Raw genomic sequence first — 19,203 nt, 5'->3', positions numbered from 1 at the left:
GCGAAGAGGAGCAGCCGAGATGTCGCCCCACCCCGTGTCACCCGCCCCGGTCCCCGCCCCGTCCTTCCACGGGCAGAGCCCGCACATCGTGATCGCCGGCGGCGGGGTCGCCGGTCTCACCGCCGCGCTCGCCCTGCACGCCGCCGGATTCGAGCGGGTGACGGTCGTCGAGGCGGCGCCCGCGATCCGGCCGGTCGGCGCCGGGCTCAACCTGATGCCGAACGCGGTCCGCGAACTCGACGCGCTGGGACTGCTCGACGCACTGGAGGCGGGCGCCCTGCGCACCCGCGAGCTGCGCTACTACCACCGGTCGGGCGGCCTGATCGCGCGCGAGCCGCGCGGCCTCGGCGCGGGGTACCGCTGGCCCCAGCTGTCGGTCCACCGAGGCCATCTCCAGCAGGTCCTCGCCGGGGCGGTACGGGCCAGGCTCGGACCCGCGGCCCTGGTGACCGGGGTCCGGGTGAGCGGGGTGGAGCTGCTGCCGGGCGGCCGGCCGCGGCTGTTCCTCGAACACCGGGACGGGGCCGTGCGGGGCCGCGCCTCCCTCGAACCGGACGTGCTGGTGGGCGCGGACGGCATCCGTTCGGCGGTCCGCGCGGCGCTGCACCCGGGCGAGGGCTGCCCGCCCTGGAACGGGATGCTGGTGTGGCGGGGGGTGTCCCGGATGCCCGCCCGGGCGGTCGGCTCCTTCATGCTGATCGCGGGCGACGACCGGCAGAAGGCCGTCGTGTACCCGATGGGCCGGCCGACGGGGCCGGGCCGGGAGGTGCTGGTCAACTGGGCGCTGGCCCGGCCGGCCGGGGCCGCCTGCGCGTCCGCGGCCGAGCGGCTGCGGGGCGACTGGAACCGCGCCGTCCCCGTGGACACGTTCCTCCCCTTCTACGACGGCTGGGAGTTCGACGGCGTCAGCGTCCCCGACGTGCTGCGCGCCGCCGACTCCGCACACGAGTACCCGATGGTCGACCGCGACCCCCTCGACCGCTGGAGCCACGGCCGCACCACCCTCATCGGCGACGCCGCCCACGCCATGTACCCCGTCGGCTCCAACGGGGCGACGCAGTCGGTCGTCGACGCCCGGGCCCTCGCCCACGCCCTGGCGCACCACGCCGACCCCGCCGAGGGCCTCGCCGCGTACGAGCGCGAGCGGCGGCCCGTCACCACCGCGCTCCAGCAGGCCAACCGGGAACTCGGCCCCGAGGCCGTCATCGGCCTCGCCCACGCGCGCGCCCCGCACGGCTTCACCGACATCCACGACGTCATCCCCGCCGAGGAACTCGCCGCCGTCGCGAGCCGGTACGCGGCCACCGGCGCCTTCGACCCGCGGACGGTGAACCTGGGCTCCCCGTACGAGGTGACGGTGCCCACCGCATGACCCCGTGCGCCGTGGCAGCGCCGCCCCCGCCGTGACCTAACGTCGGCGGCACGCCGGACGCACAGCGTGGTGCGCCCGCTCCGCTCCGTACTCGCCTGCGAAGGTGGACAACGTGAAGGCAATCCGTCGATTCACCGTGCGTCCCGTCCTCCCCGACACCCTTCGACCCCTCACCGACCTCGCGCACAACCTGCGCTGGTCCTGGCACGAGCCCACCCGGGCGCTCTTCGACTCCCTCGCCCCCGCCGGGCTCGCCGGCGGCGACCCCGTCCGGGTCCTCGGCGCCCTCGAAGCCCCCCGGCTCGCCGCGCTCGCCGCCGACCAGGAGTTCCTGGCCCGGCTGCGCACCGCGGCCGAGGACCTCGACAACTATCTGCGCGCCCCCCGCTGGTACCAGGGCCGGTCCGGGGACGCCCCGGCCGCCGTCGCCTACTTCTCGCCCGAGTTCGGCGTCGCCGCCGCCCTGCCCCAGTACTCCGGCGGGCTCGGCATCCTCGCCGGCGACCACCTCAAGGCCGCCAGCGACCTCGGCGTCCCCCTCGTCGGCGTCGGCCTGCTCTACCGGCACGGCTACTTCCGGCAGTCCCTCGGCCGCGACGGCTGGCAGCAGGAGCAGTACCCGGTCCTCGACCCCGGCGAGCTGCCGGTGCACCTGCTCCGGGAGGACGACGGCGACCCCGCCCGGATCACCCTGGCGCTGCCCGGCGGCCGCAACCTGCACGCCCACCTGTGGATCGCACGGGTCGGCCGGGTCCCGCTGCTCATGCTCGACTCCGACGTCGAGGAGAACGCCCCCGGCGAACGGAGCGTCACCGACCGGCTGTACGGTGGCGGCAGCGAGCACCGGCTGCTCCAGGAGATGCTCCTCGGCATCGGCGGCGTCCGGGCCGTCCGCACCTACTGCCGGCTCACCGGCACCCCCGCCCCCGAGGTCTTCCACAGCAACGAGGGCCACGCCGGGTTCCTCGGCCTCGAACGCATCCGCGAACTCCAGGGCGAGGGGCTGGACTTCGACAGCGCCCTGGAGACCGTCCGGGCCGGGACCGTGTTCACCACCCACACCCCCGTCCCCGCCGGCATCGACCGGTTCGACCGCAGCCTGATCGCCCGCCACCTCGGCGAGGACGGCGCGCTCCCCGGCGTCGACACCGGCCGGGTCCTCGCCCTCGGCGACGAGACCCCGCTCGGCGGCGACCCCGGCGTCTTCAACATGGCCGCCATGGGCCTGCGGCTCGCCCAGCGCGCCAACGGCGTCTCCACCCTCCACGGGGCCGTCAGCCGGGACATGTTCGCCGGGCTCTGGCCGGGGTTCGACGCCGGCGAGGTGCCGATCGGCTCGATCACCAACGGCGTCCACGCCCCCACCTGGGTCGCGCCCGAGGTCGGCCGGCTCGGCGCCGACCCCACCGACCGCGCGCTGTGGGACCTGCGCCGCACCCTGCGGGAGCGGCTCGTGACCGACGTACGGGAGCGGCTGCGGGCCTCCTGGCGGCAGCGCGGCGCCGCCGCCGCCGAACTCGGCTGGACCGACGCGGTCCTCGACCCCGACGTCCTCACCATCGGCTTCGCCCGCCGGGTCCCCTCGTACAAGCGGCTCACCCTGATGCTGCGGGACAAGGACCGGCTGCGGGCGCTGCTGCTCCACCCCGAGCGGCCCGTGCAGCTTGTCGTCGCCGGCAAGGCGCACCCCGCCGACGACGGCGGGAAGCGGCTCGTCCAGGAGCTGGTCCGGTTCGCCGACGACCCCCGGGTCCGGCACCGGATCGTGTTCCTGCCCGACTACGGCATGGAGATGGCCCGCGGTCTCTACCCCGGCTGCGACGTCTGGCTCAACAACCCGCTCCGGCCGCTGGAGGCGTGCGGCACCAGCGGCATGAAGGCCGCCCTCAACGGCTGTCTCAACCTGTCCGTCCTCGACGGCTGGTGGGACGAGTGGTTCGAGCCGGACTTCGGCTGGGCCATTCCCACCGCCGACGGGTCGGCCGCCGAGGACGAGGACCGGCGCGACGACCTGGAGGCCGCCGCGCTCTACGAGCTCGTCGAGCGCCGGGTCGCCCCCCGCTTCTACGACCGGGGCCCCGACGGGGTGCCGGCCGGCTGGACGGCGATGGTCCGGCGCACCCTCGCCGACCTCGGCCCGAAGGTCCTCGCCGACCGGATGGTCCGCGAGTACGTCGAGCGGCTGTACGTCCCCGCCGGCGCCGCCCGCCGGGCCCTCACCCCGGACCGGGCGCGGGACCTCGCCGCCTGGAAGACGCGGGTCCGGGAGGCGTGGCCCCGGGTGACCGTCGACCACGTGGAGGTCGGCGACGGGCTCGTCGAGGACCTGGCGGACGCGGAGCTGGGCGCCACCCCGGTCGTCCGGGTCCGGGTCGCCCTCGGCGCGCTCGGCCCGGACGACGTCGAGGTGCAGGCCGTCACCGGCCGGGTCGACGCCGACGACACCCTCGCCGCCACCCGTACCGTCACGCTCAAGCCGGCGGGCGGCCCCGACCTGGAGGGCCGGCTGCCCTACGCGGGCACCCTGGAACTCGACCGGACCGGCTCCTTCGGCTGCACGGTCCGCGTCCTGCCCGCGCACCCGCTCCTCGCCCACCCCGCCGAACTCGGCCTCGCGGCCCTCCCGGAGGAGACCAAAGGGGAGGGCGCGGGCGTCCTCCTGAGGTAGTTCCCAGGGGACCTAGGGGACCCGCGCCTTCTCCGCGAGGTTCCCGTCGACGAAGCAGAGCCGGTACACCGGGATCGCGGCCAGCATCGTGGAGCGGTAGTACCGGCATTCGTCCATGCCCGGCGGCTCCGCCGGGGCGCGTCGCGGCGCGCTGTCCAGCGGGCTGTCGGGCAGGCCCTCGGAGAGCTCCGCGAGGGACTGCCCGACCCGCATCCGGGCGTAGTCCTCCGGCTCCAGGTACGACTGGTGCTGGGTCCACAGGGCGACCCCGGCCATCAGCAGGCCCAGCGCCAAGAGGAGCGCGAGCGGGATCCAGATCGCCCGCGCGAGGCCCCTGCGGACCTCGCGGCGGGCCCGGTCCAGCTCCCGCGCCGACGTCGGCGCGGCGGGCAGCGGCGCGGGAGGGTTCCGGGGGAGTACGGCCTCCAGGGCGAACCCGCCGTCCGCGGTGCCCCGGTGCGCGAGCGAGCCGCCCGCGAGCCGCACCCGCTCGTCGAGCCCGACCAGGCCGGTCCCGCCGGGGGCGAGTCCCGTCCGGCCGGTCCCGCCGGGGGTGCGTGCCGTCGGCGTGGTCGCGCCGGGGCGGGTGCCGGGGCCGCTGGTCACCCGGACGCGGACGTTCGCCGCGTCCTGGGTGACGGCGATCGAGACGGCGGCGCCGGGGGCGTGTTTGGCCGCGTTGGTGAGACCTTCCTGCACGACCCGGTGCAGGGCGAGGCCGGACATCCCCGGCAGGGTGGGCACCGGTGTGGTGGCGAGCGTGACGGCCAGCCCCGACGCCCGGGCCCGGGCGGCCAGTTCCTCGACGGTCTCCCCGGACGGGGTGGTCGGCGCCCCGGCGTCGTCCTCGCGCAGCACGCCGATGATGTCCCGCAGCCGGGCCGTCGCGTCCGCCGCCGCGCGCCGCAGTTCGCCCGCCGCCCGCTGCTGGTCCTCGCCGAGCGCCGGGTCGACCTCGAGGACGCCCGCGCGGACGGCGATCAGCGCGAGGTCGTGGCCGAGGGAGTCGTGCATGTCGCCCGCGATCCGCGAGCGTTCCCGCAGCCGCTCCCGGTCGGCGACGGCCGCCTGCTCGCGCTCCATCCGGTCGGCCAGCTCCCAGCCGCTGCGCACGAGCCGGTCGTACTGGCGTACGTAACGGCCGATCAGCCAGGGCGCGACGACCGCCAGGGCCAGCGTGAGCAGCAGCGTGAACCACTGGCCGAGGGAGGTGTGCGTGACCGCGGTCAGGAGCAGTCCGGCCGCCGCGACCGCGCCGAACAGCCACAGCGCCGCCCGGGTCTGCTCCTGCCGCCGTCCGGCGAGGTAGCCGAAGGCGACCAGGGCCAGGCTGTACGAGGCGGTGAACAACTCCAGGGTGGAGGTCAGGCTCACCGCGACCACGACGGCGACCGGTACCGGCGGCCACCGCCGGCTGACCGCGACGCAGCCGCCGAGGAGTGCCACGCCGACCGCGACCTCGGTCCAGGACCCGCCGTCGTTCGGGTCCGACCTGAGCAGGACGGGGACGCAGAGCAGCAGCCAGAGCCCCAGGTCGAAGAGGCGTTCACGCACCGGGGACCAGGCCCGCCTCGTAGGCGAGGACCGCGAGCTGGACCCGGTTGCGCAGGCCCAGCCGGCCCAGGACGGCGCTCACATGGGCCTTGACGGTGCCCTCGACGACGTACAGCCGTTGGGCGATCTCCTGGTTGGAGAGTCCGGCGCCGAGGAGGGCGACGACCTCGCGTTCGCGGCCGGTGAGCGGGGCGAGGCGGGCCCGCGCGTCGGCGGCGCGGGTGAACCGCTCGCCGCCGAGGGTGTCGATGACCCGGCGGGCCACGGTGGGGGAGAGGGCGGCGCCGCCGCCGGCCACGGCCCGGACCCCGGCGATGAGTTCGCGCGGGTCCCCGGACTTCAGCAGGAAGCCGCTGACGCCGCTGCCGAGCGCCCGTGCGATGTACGCGTCCTCGGAGAAGGTGGTGAGCATGACCACGGCCGCCCCGGGCAGCGCCGCACGCAGCTCCTCGGCGGCCCCGAGTCCGTCGAGCCGGGGCATCCGGATGTCCAGCAGGACGACGTCGGGGCGGTGCTCGCGGGCCAGCGCGACGGCCTCGTGGCCGTCGCCGGCCTCGGCGACCACCTCGATCCCGGGGTCGGTGGCGAGGATGGCCCGCACTCCGGCCCTGATCATCGTCTCGTCGTCGGCAAGCAGCACCTTGATCATGCGGTCCAGGGTAGGCAGACGCGCGGACGCCCGGAGGGAGGTTCCCTCCGGGCGTCCGCCCTGTCACTTCAGGCCGTGGGTGCCTTCCGGCTTACGGGAAGGTGAGCTTGAAGTTGTTGATGTAGCCGGTGTCGATGCCGGCCTTGTCCTGGACGCGGAGCTTCCAGGCGCCGTTGGCGACCTCGGAGGAGGCGTTCACGGTGAAGGTCTGCTGGATGTTGTCGGCGCTGCCGCCGGAGCGGTTGCTCAGGCTGTAGACCGAGCCGTCGGGGGCGACGAGGTCGACGACGAGGTCACCGCGGTAGGTGTGGATGATGTCCACGCCGACGGCGAGGTTGCTCGGGGCGTTGCCGGTGATGCCGGTGACGTTGACCGTCGAGGTGACCGCCGCGCCGGGGGAGTCCGGGATGTTGACGTCGGCCGAGTTCTCGAAGACCGTGCCGGTGGGCGGGTTGCCGCCGCCGGAGCGCGGACCCACGTTGATGGCGGCCCAGGCGTCCTCGACGGCCGCGACCTCGGGGCTGGTGGCGCCGTAGAGCGCCTTGGCGACGTCGACCGTGCCGGTACGGGCGCCGGCGTAGTCGGTCGTCGTGCCCCACTTGGTGGTGAGCGCCTTGAACCAGATCAGCTCGGCCTTGGCGCGGCCGATGCCGGTGACGGGCAGGCCGTCGGAGGTCGGCGAGTCGTAGGTGACGCCGTTGACGGTCTTGACGCCGCTGCCCTCGGAGAGCAGGTAGAAGAAGTGGTTCGCCGGGCCCGAGGAGTAGTGGACGTCGATGCCGCCGAGGCCCGAGTACCAGGCGTCCTTGGACGAGCCGTCCTTGCTCGGCTTGTCCATGTAGCGCAGCGGGGTGCCGTTGCCGCGGATGTCGATCTTCTCGCCGACGAGGTAGTCGCCCGGGTCGCTGGCGTTGTTGGCGTAGAACTCGACGGCCGCCGCGAAGATGTCCGAGGTGGCCTCGTTGAGGCCGCCGGACTCGCCGCTGTACTGGAGGCCGGCCGTGTTGGAGGTGACGCCGTGCGTCATCTCGTGCGCGGCCACGTCGATGGACGTCAGCGGCTTGGTGTTGCCGGTGCCGTCGCCGTACGTCATGCAGAAGCAGGAGTCCGACCAGAACGCGTTGACGTACGCGTTGCCGTAGTGGACCCGGGAGTACGCGCCGACGCCGTCACCGCGGATGCCGGTGCGGCCCTGCACGTTCTTGTAGTAGTCCCAGGTGAGCGCGGCACCGTAGTGCGCGTCGGCGCCCGCGGTCTCCTTGTTCGCCGGGAGACCGTTGCCCCACACGTCGGTGGTGTTGGTGAACAGCGTCCCGGTGCCCGACGTGCCGCCGTTGAGGTTGTACGTCTTGTGGCTGCCGCGGCCGGTGTCGGTCAGCGTGTACGAGGGCGCGGTGCCGAGCGTCACCTGGCCGCTGTACATCGTGTTGCCGGTGCCGGTCTCGATGGCCTGCCACTCGTACAGCTTCGCGCCGGTGTTGGCGTCGGTGACGACGTGCAGCTCGTTCGGGGTGCCGTCGTGCTGGAGGCCGCCGACGACGGTCTCGTACGCGAGGACGGGCGCGCCCTTGGCCATCCAGACGACCTTGCGCGGGGCGCGGTTGGTCGCGGCCTTGTCGGAGCCCTCCGCCTGCGCGGCGCTCAGGGCCTGCTTCGACGCGGCGGCCGGGGTGACGGTGGCGCTGGTGTCGACGTTCTTCAGCTCCGCGCGGGAAGCCTTGGAGACGCTCTGGCGCGCGCCGGCCTTCGACTCCTCGACGATCAGGTCGCCGCCCAGGACGGGCAGTCCGGCGTAGGTGCGCTCGTAACGCGTGTGGGTCGTGCCGTCCCGGTCCTGGACGACGTCACGGACGACCAGCTTCTCCTGGGCGCCGAGGCCGAGGGACTTGGCCGTGGCGGCCTTGTCGGCGTCGGCCGCCTTGATGAGCGCGGTGCGCTCGGCGGGGGTGAGGTCGGCCGGGAGCTTGCCGGGGTTGGCCTTGCCGGCGGACAGCGCCTGCGGGGCTGCCGCGAAGGTGCCGGCCGAGGCGGTGCCGGCCTGCACACCGATGGTGAGCATGGCGGCGGCAGCGATCAGAGCGCCGGTCGCGGTGGCGCGGCGGCTGGGCGTGGATCTCACGCAGACTCCTTATGCGAGGGGGGTACCGGCGGACTGGGGTGAGCCCGTCCGGGCGGAGCAAGGAGAGCTGTGGAGCACGTTCGGGTGAAGCGTTGAACATTGATGCGAAGAGCCGGGGAGAGAGTGACAGGAATGACGGGGACCTGTCAGGAGCGCATCGACAAGTTGGCCAAAAATCGTCCGCTGCCCGTACGTCCGTGTTCGTTAACCGGACGTTTCGTCGATCATGGACGCGATGCCGTCCAGCGTTCGCCTCAGCCCGAATTCGAAGAGCGCTTCCAGGTCGAGACCGAACCCTCCGCCGCTCGTCACCGACTCCAGTTCGGGGTACGAGCCGCCCGCCTGGATCGCGCCGAAGCGTGGCTCATTCTGTTCCATCCACTCGCTGTCGGAGATCCCCGTGTCCTGGCGCGCCTGCTCCTCCAGGTCGTCCGCCATCGACAGCCCCTGGACGTAGGCGAAGATCAGCAGATGGGCGTGGAGCCTGTCCGCGTGCGACAGCGGAGTGCCCCGCATCGACCGCAGCACCCACTCCGTGTACGCCATCGCGTTCGGCGTCGCGACCGGCCGCGTGAACGACGCCATCGCGTGCGCCATCCACCGGTGCCGGGCGTACACCCCCCGCAGCCAGCGCGCCCCCTGTTCGAGCCCGGTCCGCCAGTCCGCCGGCACCGGCCCCAACGGCACCTCCCCGCACGCCGCGTCCGCCATCAGCCGCACCAGTTCCGCCTTGCCCGGCACATGGCGGTACAGCGTCATCGTCGACACACCCAGGGTCGACGCCACCCGTCGCATCGTCAGCGCGCCCAGGCCCTCGGTGTCCGCCAGACCGAGCGCGGCGGTCACGAGCCGCTCCCGCGACAGCGGCGCCGCGTCCGGATCCACCGGGGCGACGACCACCGTCCCCACCCCCGGCTCGGCCCGCACCAGCCCCTCCTGGCGCAGTACCGCCAGCGCCTTCGTGGCCGTGGCCATGGCCACGCCCCACTCACGGGTCACGGCCCGCGTCGACGGCACCCGGTCGCCCGGGGACAGCTCGCCGGTCCGGATGCGGCGGCGGAGCTCGTCGGCGATGGCGAGGTAGGGCGCACGGTTCGACACGGCGGGCAGTGTACTAGTGCACCAGGGACGTCGTATACGCCCCTGAACTGCGGGTTAACTATCGCCTGTAGAGGTGTACTAGGGCGGGAGTGGCGCCGTACGCCCCCGGCTGCTTCCGTCACCGCATGACCGTCACCGCACGACCCGAACCCACGAGGGGACCCGCCCGCGCCGGACGCCGTGAGTGGACCGCCCTCGCCGTCCTCATGCTGCCGCTGCTCCTCGTCTCCATGGACGTCTCCGTCCTCTACTTCGCCATCCCCTCCATCAGCGCCGACCTGCGCCCCGGGGCCACCGAACAGCTCTGGATCCTCGACACCTACGGCTTCGTCCTCGCCGGACTCCTCGTCACCATGGGCGCGCTCGGCGACCGCGTCGGCCGGCGCAGGCTGCTCCTCGGCGGCGCCGCCCTCTTCGGCGTCGCCTCCGTCGCCGCCGCGTCCGCCCACACCCCCGGCGCGCTCATCGGCGCCCGCGCCCTCCTCGGCGTCGGCGGCGCCTGCCTCATGCCCGCCACCCTCGCCCTCATCCGCACGCTCTTCCCCGACCCGGCCCAGCGCGCCAAGGCCGTCACCCTGTGGACCTCCGTCATGGCCGGCGGCATCTCCCTCGGCCCGGTCGTCAGCGGCGCGCTCGTCGAACACTTCTGGTGGGGCTCCGTGTTCCTCCTCAACCTGCCCGCCATGGCGCTCCTGCTCGTCCTCGGGCCCCTGCTCCTCCCCGAGTCCAAGGGGGCGGCCACCGGCGCCCGGTTCGACCTGCTCAGCGGCGGCCTCTCCCTCGCCGCCCTGCTCCCGGTCATCTACGGCGTCAAGGAACTCGCCAAGGAGGGCTGGGCGCCCGTGCCGGCGGCCGCCGTGGCCGCCGGGCTCGCCGTCGCCGTCGTCTTCGTGCGCCGGCAGGCCCGCCTCGACCACCCGATGGTCGACCTGAGGCTCATCCGCCACCGCGCCTACGGCGGGTCCGTCCTCGTCAACCTGCTCGCCATGGCCGCCACCGTCGGCTTCGCCGTCTTCCTCACCCAGTACCTCCAGTCCGTCCTCGGGCAGAGCCCCTTCGAGGCGGCCCTCTGGAGCCTGGTGCCCACCGGAGGCGTCCTCGTCGCCGCACCCACGGCCGCCGTGCTCGCCAAGAGCGTCGACCGCGCCCACGTGATGGGCGGCGGCTTCCTCGTCTCCGCCGCCGGCTTCGCCTGGCTCGCCACCGTCGACCGCGCCACGCCCCTCTGGTGCGTCCTCGTGGCGAGCGCCGTCTACGCCGCCGGCCTCGTCTCCGCCATGACCCTCGCCAACGAACTCGCCCTGGGCGCGGCGCCCCCCGAGCGCGCCGGCTCCGCCGCCGCCGTCATGGAGTCGGGCCAGGAGCTGGGCGGCGCCCTCGGCATGGCCGTCCTCGGCTCCATCGGCGCCGCCGTGTACACCTCGGCCATGCCCGCGTCCGCACCGGCCGCCGCCCGGGAGACGCTGGGGGGCGCGCTGGGCGCCGCGCCGGCGGTCCTCGACGCGGCCCGGAGCGCCTTCACGCAGGCCATGGGCGGTGCGGCGCTGGGGGCCGCCGCGCTGATGCTCCTGGCGGCCGTGCTGCCGCCGGTCCTGCTGCGGACCCGGAAGGCTTCCTTCTGAACTGTCTTGCGGGCACCCGCCCTCGACTGGGAGAGTCCGTCGTTCGATCACGTGGTCGAACGACGGACAACAGGAGGAGCAGCGATGGTGGCGGGGATCGGGATCGCGGTGGTGGGCATCGGCATCGCGGTCTGGGGGACGATGCTCCTCTTCGACCTGCGCGGGGCGGCGACCCGGTCCGTGGAGCGCCGCAACGCGGTACGGGCCGTGACCGCGGCACGCACGGGGGACCTGTCGCTCACGGAGCCCTCGCGGTTCGGCCGGGGCTTCTTCCGGTTCCTGGGGGCCGTGCTGGCGCCCGGCGGCCTGTTCCTGGCACTCGTCGGCGCCGTCATCGCGTCCCTGGGCTGACGCCCCCGGGGACCGCTGACCCGCCCTCAGCCCACCAGGCTGTCCCGCTCTCAGCCCACCAGGCTGTCCCGCCACGCCTGGTGGAGGCCCGCGTAGTGACCCTCGCCCGTGACCAGGGCGGCCGGCGGGCCGTCCTCGACGATGCGGCCGGACTCCATGACGAGGACGCGGTCGGCGACCTCGACGGTGGAGAGCCGGTGGGCGATGACGACGGCCGTGCGGCCGGCCAGGACGGTGTCCATCGCCTGCTGGACCGCACGCTCGCCCGGCACGTCGAGCGAACTGGTGGCCTCGTCGAGGATGAGGACCGCGGGGTCGGCGAGGAGGGCGCGGGCGAAGGCGACGAGCTGGCGCTGGCCCGCGGAGATGCGGCCGCCGCGCTTGCGGACGTCGGTGTCGTAGCCGTCGGGGAGGCCGGCGATGAAGTCGTGGGCGCCGATGGCCTTGGCCGCGGCCTCGATCTCGTCGCGGGTGGCGTCGGGGCGGCCGATCGCGATGTTCTCGGCGACCGTCCCTGAGAAGAGGAACGCCTCCTGGGTCACCATGACGACCCCGCGCCGGAGGTCCGGGGTGGCGAGGTCGCGGAGGTCGACGCCGTCCAGGAGGACCCGGCCGTCGGTGGGGTCGTAGAAGCGGGCGAGGAGCTTGGCGAGGGTCGACTTGCCCGCGCCCGTGGCACCGACGACCGCCACCGTCTGGCCCGCCGGGATCGTCAGGCCGAAGCGGGGGAGCACCTCGCCGCCCGTGCGGTAGGCGAAGCGGACTCCGTCGAAGACGACCTCGCGGCCCGGTGAGCCGGTGCGCTCCGGCAGGGCGCGGGGGGCGGCCGTCTCGGGCACTCCCGGTTCCTGGGCGAGCAGGCCGGCGATCTTGGCGAGGGAGGCGGCGGCCGACTCGTACGAGTTGAGGAACATGCCGAGCCGGTCGATGGGGTCGTACAGGCGCCGCATGTAGAGCACGGCAGCCGCCAGGACGCCCAGTTCGAGGGAGCCGCCGGCGACCCGGTACGCGCCCCAGAGGCACATCCCGGCGACCGCCGTGTTCGCGACCAGGCGGGAGCCCACCACGTAGCGGGCCATCTCCAGGAGGGCGTCGCCGTTGCTGCGCTCGTGGCGGCGGTTGAGCACCGCGAACTCGGCGTCGTTGGCCTCCTCGCGGCGGAACGCGCGGACCGGGCGGATGCCGTTCATCGTCTCGGCGAACTTCACGATCACGCCGGCGATCGCCGTCGACCGGTGGGTGTAGACCTCGCCCACCCGCCGCCGGTAGCCGCGGACCAGCAGGTACAGGGGTGCGAAGGAGAGGACGGCCACCGCTCCGATGCCCAGGTCGAGCCAGAGCAGGACGAGGGAGATGGAGACGAAGGAGAGGACGACGCCGATCAGTTCCTGGAGGCCCTCGGAGAGCAGCTCGCGCAGCGATTCGACGTCGGTGGTGGAGCGGGAGATCAGCCGGCCCGAGGTGTACCGCTCGTGGAAGTCGACGCTCAGCACCTGGGCGTGGCGGAAGATCCGGCCGCGCAGGTCGAGCAGCACGTCCTGGTTGACGCGGGCGGCGACCCGGACGAAGACGTACTGGAGGAGGCCGGAGAGGGCCGCGCAGAGGAGGTAGCCGAGCGCCACCGCCACCACGGGGCCGTGGTCGCCGGCGCGGAAGGCCGGGACGCCGCGGTCGATGGCGTACGCGACGAGCAGCGGGCCCGCCTGCACGGCGGCCTCCTTGACCAGGAGGACGAGCGCGGCGCACGCCACCCGGGTCCGGTGGGCGGCGAGCAGCGAGCGCAGGAGCGCGCCCGTCGCGCCGGGCGGCGCGGGCAGGTCGTCCCGGTCGAAGGGGTCGGACGCCGGGTCCGCCGGGTCCGCGGGCTTCTTCTCGAGCGTGGTGTCCGTCATCGCCCCTCCTGGGCCGTGGTCTCGCCGGACATCAGCCAGGCGTACTCCTCGCTGCCGCGCAGCAGTTCCTGGTGGGTGCCGACCGCCGCGATCCGGCCCCGGGAGAGCAGCGCGACCCGGTCGGCGAGCATCACCGTCGACGGGCGGTGCGCCACGACCAGGGCCGTCGTCTCCCGGAGGACCTCGCGCAGGGCGGCCTCCACCCGGGCCTCGGTGTGCACGTCGAGCGCCGACAGCGGGTCGTCGAGGATGAGGAACCGGGGCCGGCCGACGACCGCCCGCGCGAGGGCGAGGCGCTGCCGCTGGCCGCCCGAGAGGCTCAGGCCCTGTTCGCCGACCTGGGTGGCGGTGCCCTCGGGCATCCGGTCGACGAAGGCGTTCGCCTGGGCCACGCCGAGGGCGCGCCGCAGCTCCCGCTCGCCGGCCGTGCTCCCGGCGCCCATCAGGACGTTCTCGCCGACGCTCGCGGAGAACAGGGTCGGTTCCTCGAAGGCCATCGACACCAGGGACCGCAGCCGGGCCCGGTCCATGAGGGCGATGTCCTCGCCGTCGAGGAGGATCCGGCCGCCGGTCGTCTCGTGCAGGCGGGGGACGAGCGCGGTGAGCGTCGTCTTGCCGGAGCCGGTGCCGCCGACCAGGGCGAGGGTCTCGCCGGAGCGGATGTGGAGGTCGACGCCGTCCAGGACGGGCGGGGCGTCCTCGGGCGCGTCCGGGTAGCGGAACGTCACGCGCTCGAAGCGCACCCCGCCGGAGCCTCCGGTCACCCGGGCCGCGGCGGGGGCGGTGTCCGCGAGGGTGGCCGGGGTGGTGGCCGGGGCGGTGTCCGGGGTCGTGTCCGGCCGGGTGTCCGGCTCCTCCTCGGCGTCCATCACCTCGAAGTACCGCTCGGTGGCGGTCGCCGCCTCCTGGCTCATCGCGAGGAGGAAGCCGATCGACTCGACCGGCCAGCGCAGCGCCAGCGCCGTCGACAGGAACGCGACGAGCGTGCCCGCCGACAGGTCGCCGTCGGCGACCTGCACGGTGCCGAGGACGAGGGCCGCCCCGATGGCCAGTTCCGGTACGACGGTGATGACCGCCCAGATCATGGCGAGCAGCCGGGCCTTCGCCAGCTCGGTGGTCCGCAGCTGCCCCGAGAGCGCCCGGAAGGCGTCCGCCTGGCTGCGGTGCCGGCCGAAGCCCTTGACGATCCGGATGCCGAGGACGCTCTCCTCCACGACCGTCGTCAGGTCGCCGACCTGGTCCTGGGCGCGGCGGGCGACCACCCCGTAGCGGCTCTCGAAGAGCGAGCAGACGATCACCAGCGGCAGCACGGGCGTCAGCAGCACCAGGCCGAGCGACCAGTCCTGGGCGAGCAGCAGCACGTAACCCGCGAGGATCGTCACCGTGTTGACCAGGAGGAACGTCAGCGGGAACGCCAGGAACATCCGGACCAGCATGAGGTCCGTCGTCCCGCGCGAGAGCAACTGCCCGGACGCCCAGCGGTCGTGGAAGGCGATCGGCAGCCGCTGGAGCCGGTGGTACAGGTCGGCCCGCATCCCCGCCTCGACGCCCGACAGCGGCCGCGCCACCAGCCAGCGGCGGAAGCCGAAGAGCAGCGCCTCGGCGATGCCGAGCAGCAGCAGGTACAGCGCTCCCCGCCACACCCCGCCCGGGTCCCGGTCGGTGATGGGTCCGTCCACCATCCACTTCAGTACGAGCGGGATGACGAGCGACAGACAGGACGCGACGATCGCGACGACCGCCGCCGCGAACCACCGTCCCCGGACCGGCCGGACGTACGGCCACAGGCGCAGCAGGACGCGCACCGCCGAACGGTCTCGGGTCCGCGGGGGGTTCGCTGGGGGCACAGGATTCTCGGGCATCAGGCCCGACCTTACGGTTCACCCCTGACACGTCTCATCCGGTTTTCCCGCGCCGAGCCCGCGCCGAGCCCGTGGCGCCCGCCGCGCCGCCCCCGCGCGGCCGTTTCGTCGCCCGCCGCCGGGCATGCGCGCAGAGTCAAGGAATCGTGCGCCGGATGCCAACGACAGCGGAGGGTCCCCGGCCGACACTGATCGGACACGCGGGCCCGTCGTACGGGGGCTCAAGGGACGGCCCGCGGTTCGGGTGCCCCTGTGGACCGCGCCCCGGTCCACAGGGACGGGCACCCTCGCTCCGCCCGGCCACCGCCGTCGCGCCGTGGTGGCCGGGCCGGGGCGCCTCCGCCGGCCCGCTCACCCCGGCCCGCTCACCCTCCCGGCCCGCTCACCCCCCGACCCGCAGCAGGACCGTCGACCGGGCGGCGACCGTGATCGTCCCGCCGCCCTCGTGGCGCGTGCCCGGGGCGTGGGACTGGTCCGCCCGGGCGGTGTCCACGACGAGTTCGTACGTCGCCGCCCAGGGCGGTCCCGGGAGACGGAACTCCAGCGGGCGGGAGCCGGCGTGCAGGACCGCGAGGAAGCTGTCGTCGGTGATCCGCTCGCCGCGCTCGTCCCGGCCCGGGATGTCCCGGCCCGACAGGTAGAGCCCGAGCGTGGCGGTGGGCGCGTACCAGTCGTGCTCCGTCATCTCGGCGCCCTCGGCGGTGAACCAGGCCAGGTCCCGCAGCCCGTCCGCGCGCTGCGGCCGGCCGGAGAAGAAGGCCCGGCGGCGCAGCACCGGGTGGCGGTGGCGCAGCGCGAGCAGCCGGCGGGTCAGGGCGAGGAGCCCGGCCCGGCCGGGGTCGTCCGGAAGGGACCAGTCGAGCCAGCCGATCTCGTTGTCCTGGCAGTACGCGTTGTTGTTGCCGCCCTGGGTGCGGCCCATCTCGTCGCCGGAGACCAGCATCGGCACCCCGGTGGAGAGCAGGAGGGTGGTGAGCAGGTTGCGCTGCTGGCGCAGCCGCAGGGCGTTGGTCCCGGGGTCGTCGGTCTCGCCCTCGGTCCCGCAGTTCCAGGAGCGGTTGTCGTGGGTGCCGTCGCGGTTGCCCTCGCCGTTGGCCTCGTTGTGCTTGCGCTCGTACGTGACGAGGTCGCGCAGGGTGAAGCCGTCGTGCGCGGTGACGAAGTTGACGGAGGCGTACGGCCGCCGTCCGCCCCAGGCGTACAGGTCGCTGGAGCCGGAGAGCCGGTAGCCGAGGTCCCGGACGTCGGGCAGCGCACCGCGCCAGAAGTCCCGGACGGCGTCCCGGTAGCGGTCGTTCCACTCGGTCCAGAGCGGGGGGAACGCGCCGACCTGGTAGCCGCCGTTGCCGACGTCCCAGGGTTCGGCGATCAGCTTGACCCGGCGCAGCACCGGGTCCTGGGCGATGACGGCGAGGAAGGGCGAGAGCATGTCGACGTCGTGCATCGAGCGGGCGAGGGCCGCCGCCAGGTCGAAGCGGAAGCCGTCGACGCCCATCTCCGTGACCCAGTACCGCAGCGAGTCGGTGATGAGCCGCAGCACCTGCGGCTGTACGACGTGCAGGGTGTTGCCGCAGCCCGTGTAGTCCGCGTACCGCCGGGCGTCGGACTGGAGCCGGTAGTAGCCGCGGTTGTCGATGCCCTTGAGGGAGAGGGTGGGACCCAGCTCGCCCGCCTCCGCCGTGTGGTTGTAGACGACGTCGAGGATGACCTCGATCCCGGCCGCGTGCAGCGCCCGCACCATCCGCTTGAACTCGCCGACCTGCTGGCCCGTCGTCCCGGACGAGGAGTAGCCGGCGTGCGGGGCGAAGTAGCCGAGCGAGTTGTAGCCCCAGTAGTTGCGCAGGCCGCGCCGCAGCAGGTGGTCCTCGTGCGCGAACTGGTGGACCGGCAGCAGCTCCACGGCCGTCACCCCGAGACCGGTCAGGTGCTCGATCGCCGCCGGATGGGCGAGCCCCGCGTAGGTGCCCCGCAGGTGCTCGGGGATGCCGGGGTGGAGCCGGGTGAAGCCCTTGACGTGCACCTCGTAGATGACCGAGTCCTGCCAGGGAGTCTTGGGCCTGCGGTCGTCCGACCAGTCGTCGTCGTCGTGGACGACGACCCCCTTCGGGACGTACGGGGCGGAGTCCCGGTCGTCGCGGACGGTGTCGGCCACATGCTGCTGCGGCCAGTCCCGCACATGCCCGTACGCCTCCGGGAGCAGCGCCGCGAAGTCGCCGTCGACGGCTCGCGCGTACGGGTCGAGGAGCAGCTTCGACGGGTTCCAGCGGGCCCCCGTCCACGGGTCCCAGCGCCCGTGCACCCGGTAGCCGTACCGCTGCCCGGGTCCCGTCCCCGGCACGAAGCCGTGCCAGATCTCGTGGGTCAGCTCGGTCAGCGGCAGCCGCCGCTCCGTGCCGTCCGCGTCGAAGAGGCACAGCTCAACGGCCTCCGCGCCGCCCGCCCACAGGGCGAAGTTGGTGCCCGCCACCCCGCCGGGGCCGACCCGGCAGCGGGCGCCGAGCGGGGTCGGCGCCCCCGGCCACACGGGTGGCCCGGCCCGCCCCAGGGCATGCTCGTGTACCGCCTCCTGCTCGGCTGCGCTCGACACCGTCCCGGCCTCCCGCGGCTCGTCGGGCCCGCATCAGCGGGAGCGGCGGCGTCCCGGCCGCCGCTCCCGCGCGTGGTTCTCCCCCTGTTCTGCCCGCACCGCCGTGCTCCCAACATGACCCGCACGCACGTTTCCCCTGGAGGGTGGCCGTCGTTGGGCCGAGCGTGAATCGAGTATGGAAGCGGACGAGGTACGCCCTGGCGGTGGCGGGACTGATCGCCGGCCTCGCGGGCTGCACAGGCGCGGACGGCGAAGGGGGCATCGACCTCTCCCTGCCGGGCAAGGCCCGGGCCCCCGGGGATGTCATCCGGGTCAGCCCGGAGGACGGCAGCAAGGCGGTGCCGGCGGAGGGCCCGGTCGAGGTGAAGGTGGACAGCGGCCGGCTCGAACGGGTGACGGTCGTCCAGGTCGAGGACGCCCAGCGGACCCAAGTGGCCGGGGAGGTCTCCACGGACGGGCTGCGCTGGCGGCCGCGGGCCGGCACCCGGCTCGCGCTGTCCGCGAAGTACCACGTGGACGCGGTCGCGCTCGACGCGCACGGGCGCCGCTCGGCCCGCCACACCACCTTCACGACCGTGGTGCCGGAGAGCCGCTTCATCGGCTACTTCAAACCGGAGAACCGTTCCACGGTCGGCACCGGCATGATCGTCTCCTTCGGCTTCAGCCGGCCCGTCGAGAACAGGACCGAGGTGGAGCGGGCCATCCGCGTCACCTCGGTGCCGCCGGTGGAGGTGGTCGGCCACTGGTTCGGCAAGGAGCGGCTGGACTTCCGCCCCGCCGCCTACTGGCGGCCGGGCACCGAGGTCACCGTCGAGCTGGGCCTGCGGGACGTCGAGGGCGCGCCCGGCGTCTACGGCATCCAGCGCAAGACGGTCGGCTTCACCGTCGGCCGCTCCCAGGTCTCCCTGGTCGACGCCGCCGAGCACACGATGGAGGTCCGCAGGGACGGCCAGGTCCTGGCCACCCTGCCGATCACCGCGGGGGCGCCGAAGACCACCACGTACAACGGGAAGATGGTCGTCACGGAGCTGTACGACGTGACGCGGATGGACGGCCGGACCGTCGGCTTCGGCGGCGAGTACGACATCAAGGACGTGCCGCACGCGATGCGGCTCACCGACTCGGGCACCTTCCTGCACGGCAACTACTGGGCCTCGGCGTCCACCTTCGGCTCCGCCAACGTCAGCCACGGCTGCGTGGGGCTGCGCGACGACAAGGGCGGCAGCGCCGAGTCGCCCGCGGGCTGGTTCTTCGACCGGACGCTCGTCGGCGACGTGGTGGAGGTCGTCAACTCCCGTGACCGGAAGGTCGCTCCCGACAACGGCCTCGGAGGCTGGAACCTGGACTGGGAACAGTGGCGGGCCGGCTCCGCGCTGAGTTGACCGGCCGGCCCTTCCTCGCCGCCTCCTCTAGCACGTCGACTGGG

General features: G+C 74.1%; 12 protein-coding genes. 5 read left to right on the top strand and 7 right to left on the bottom strand.

Going from position 1 to position 19,203, the window contains the following annotated elements:
* The first annotated feature begins 19 nt into the window (after positions 1-19).
* Together ACFVZH_RS18600 and glgP are read left to right on the top strand one after the other, a co-directional pair.
* Entirely contained in the window at positions 20-1,372 is a 1,353-nt protein-coding gene (locus ACFVZH_RS18600; protein ID WP_384898441.1) for an FAD-dependent monooxygenase, read from the top strand.
* A 112-nt stretch (positions 1,373-1,484) separates the two neighbouring features.
* The gene (glgP, locus tag ACFVZH_RS18595) at positions 1,485-4,040 is read left to right on the top strand and encodes an alpha-glucan family phosphorylase (RefSeq protein WP_384898440.1); all 2,556 of its coding nucleotides are present in this window, start codon (positions 1,485-1,487) and stop codon (positions 4,038-4,040) included.
* A 12-nt stretch (positions 4,041-4,052) separates the two neighbouring features.
* On the opposite strand, the gene ACFVZH_RS18590 is transcribed toward glgP, so the two are convergent.
* From ACFVZH_RS18590 to ACFVZH_RS18575, 4 genes are all read right to left on the bottom strand, one after another.
* Positions 4,053-5,594 (bottom strand): sensor histidine kinase, encoded by a 1,542-nt coding sequence (locus ACFVZH_RS18590; RefSeq protein ID WP_384898439.1) that lies wholly within the window; start codon positions 5,592-5,594, stop codon positions 4,053-4,055.
* Positions 5,587-6,243 carry a response regulator gene (locus tag ACFVZH_RS18585; RefSeq protein ID WP_384898438.1) on the bottom strand — a complete coding sequence of 219 codons (657 nt, stop codon included), beginning with the start codon at positions 6,241-6,243 and terminating at the stop codon, positions 5,587-5,589. Before ACFVZH_RS18585 ends, ACFVZH_RS18590 begins: the two co-directional genes overlap by 8 nt.
* Positions 6,244-6,334: 91 nt before the next feature.
* Positions 6,335-8,362: a M4 family metallopeptidase gene (locus ACFVZH_RS18580; protein ID WP_384898437.1), complete on the bottom strand. Its 2,028-nt coding sequence runs from the start codon at positions 8,360-8,362 to the stop codon at positions 6,335-6,337.
* 204 nt (positions 8,363-8,566) lie between these two features.
* Complete coding sequence (locus tag ACFVZH_RS18575; RefSeq protein ID WP_384898436.1) at positions 8,567-9,463, bottom strand: TetR/AcrR family transcriptional regulator C-terminal domain-containing protein; 897 nt, start codon at positions 9,461-9,463, stop codon at positions 8,567-8,569.
* Between the two features lie 125 nt (positions 9,464-9,588).
* Between ACFVZH_RS18575 and ACFVZH_RS18570 the strand changes: the two genes are divergently transcribed.
* A complete protein-coding gene (locus ACFVZH_RS18570; RefSeq protein WP_384898435.1) occupies positions 9,589-11,085 on the top strand; it encodes an MFS transporter in 1,497 nt (498 codons plus the stop codon).
* An 84-nt stretch (positions 11,086-11,169) separates the two neighbouring features.
* Positions 11,170-11,436: a hypothetical protein gene (locus tag ACFVZH_RS18565; RefSeq protein ID WP_384898434.1), complete on the top strand. Its 267-nt coding sequence runs from the start codon at positions 11,170-11,172 to the stop codon at positions 11,434-11,436.
* Between the two features lie 50 nt (positions 11,437-11,486).
* Here the strand turns inward: ACFVZH_RS18565 and ACFVZH_RS18560 are convergent, their stop codons facing one another.
* The 3 genes from ACFVZH_RS18560 to glgX all read right to left on the bottom strand — a co-directional run bounded on the left by ACFVZH_RS18560 (position 11,487) and on the right by glgX (position 17,777).
* Complete coding sequence (locus tag ACFVZH_RS18560) at positions 11,487-13,328, bottom strand: ABC transporter ATP-binding protein (RefSeq protein ID WP_384898433.1); 1,842 nt, start codon at positions 13,326-13,328, stop codon at positions 11,487-11,489.
* The gene (locus ACFVZH_RS18555) at positions 13,325-15,190 is read right to left on the bottom strand and encodes an ABC transporter ATP-binding protein (RefSeq protein ID WP_384898432.1); all 1,866 of its coding nucleotides are present in this window, start codon (positions 15,188-15,190) and stop codon (positions 13,325-13,327) included. The genes ACFVZH_RS18560 and ACFVZH_RS18555 overlap by 4 nt, the downstream gene beginning before the upstream one ends.
* A gap of 382 nt (positions 15,191-15,572) precedes the next feature.
* Positions 15,573-17,777 (bottom strand): glycogen debranching protein GlgX, encoded by a 2,205-nt coding sequence (glgX, locus tag ACFVZH_RS18550; RefSeq protein WP_384898431.1) that lies wholly within the window; start codon positions 17,775-17,777, stop codon positions 15,573-15,575.
* A gap of 143 nt (positions 17,778-17,920) precedes the next feature.
* On the opposite strand from glgX, the gene ACFVZH_RS18545 reads away from it, so the two are divergent.
* Positions 17,921-19,159, top strand: a complete 1,239-nt coding sequence (locus ACFVZH_RS18545) for an Ig-like domain-containing protein (RefSeq protein WP_384898430.1) — start codon at positions 17,921-17,923, stop codon at positions 19,157-19,159.
* The last annotated feature ends 44 nt before the right edge of the window (positions 19,160-19,203 follow it).

This window comes from Streptomyces sp. NPDC059534, from assembly GCF_042743475.1.
Classification (GTDB): Bacteria; Actinomycetota; Actinomycetes; order Streptomycetales; family Streptomycetaceae; genus Streptomyces.
This window is presented reverse-complemented; position numbering and strand designations above follow the sequence as displayed.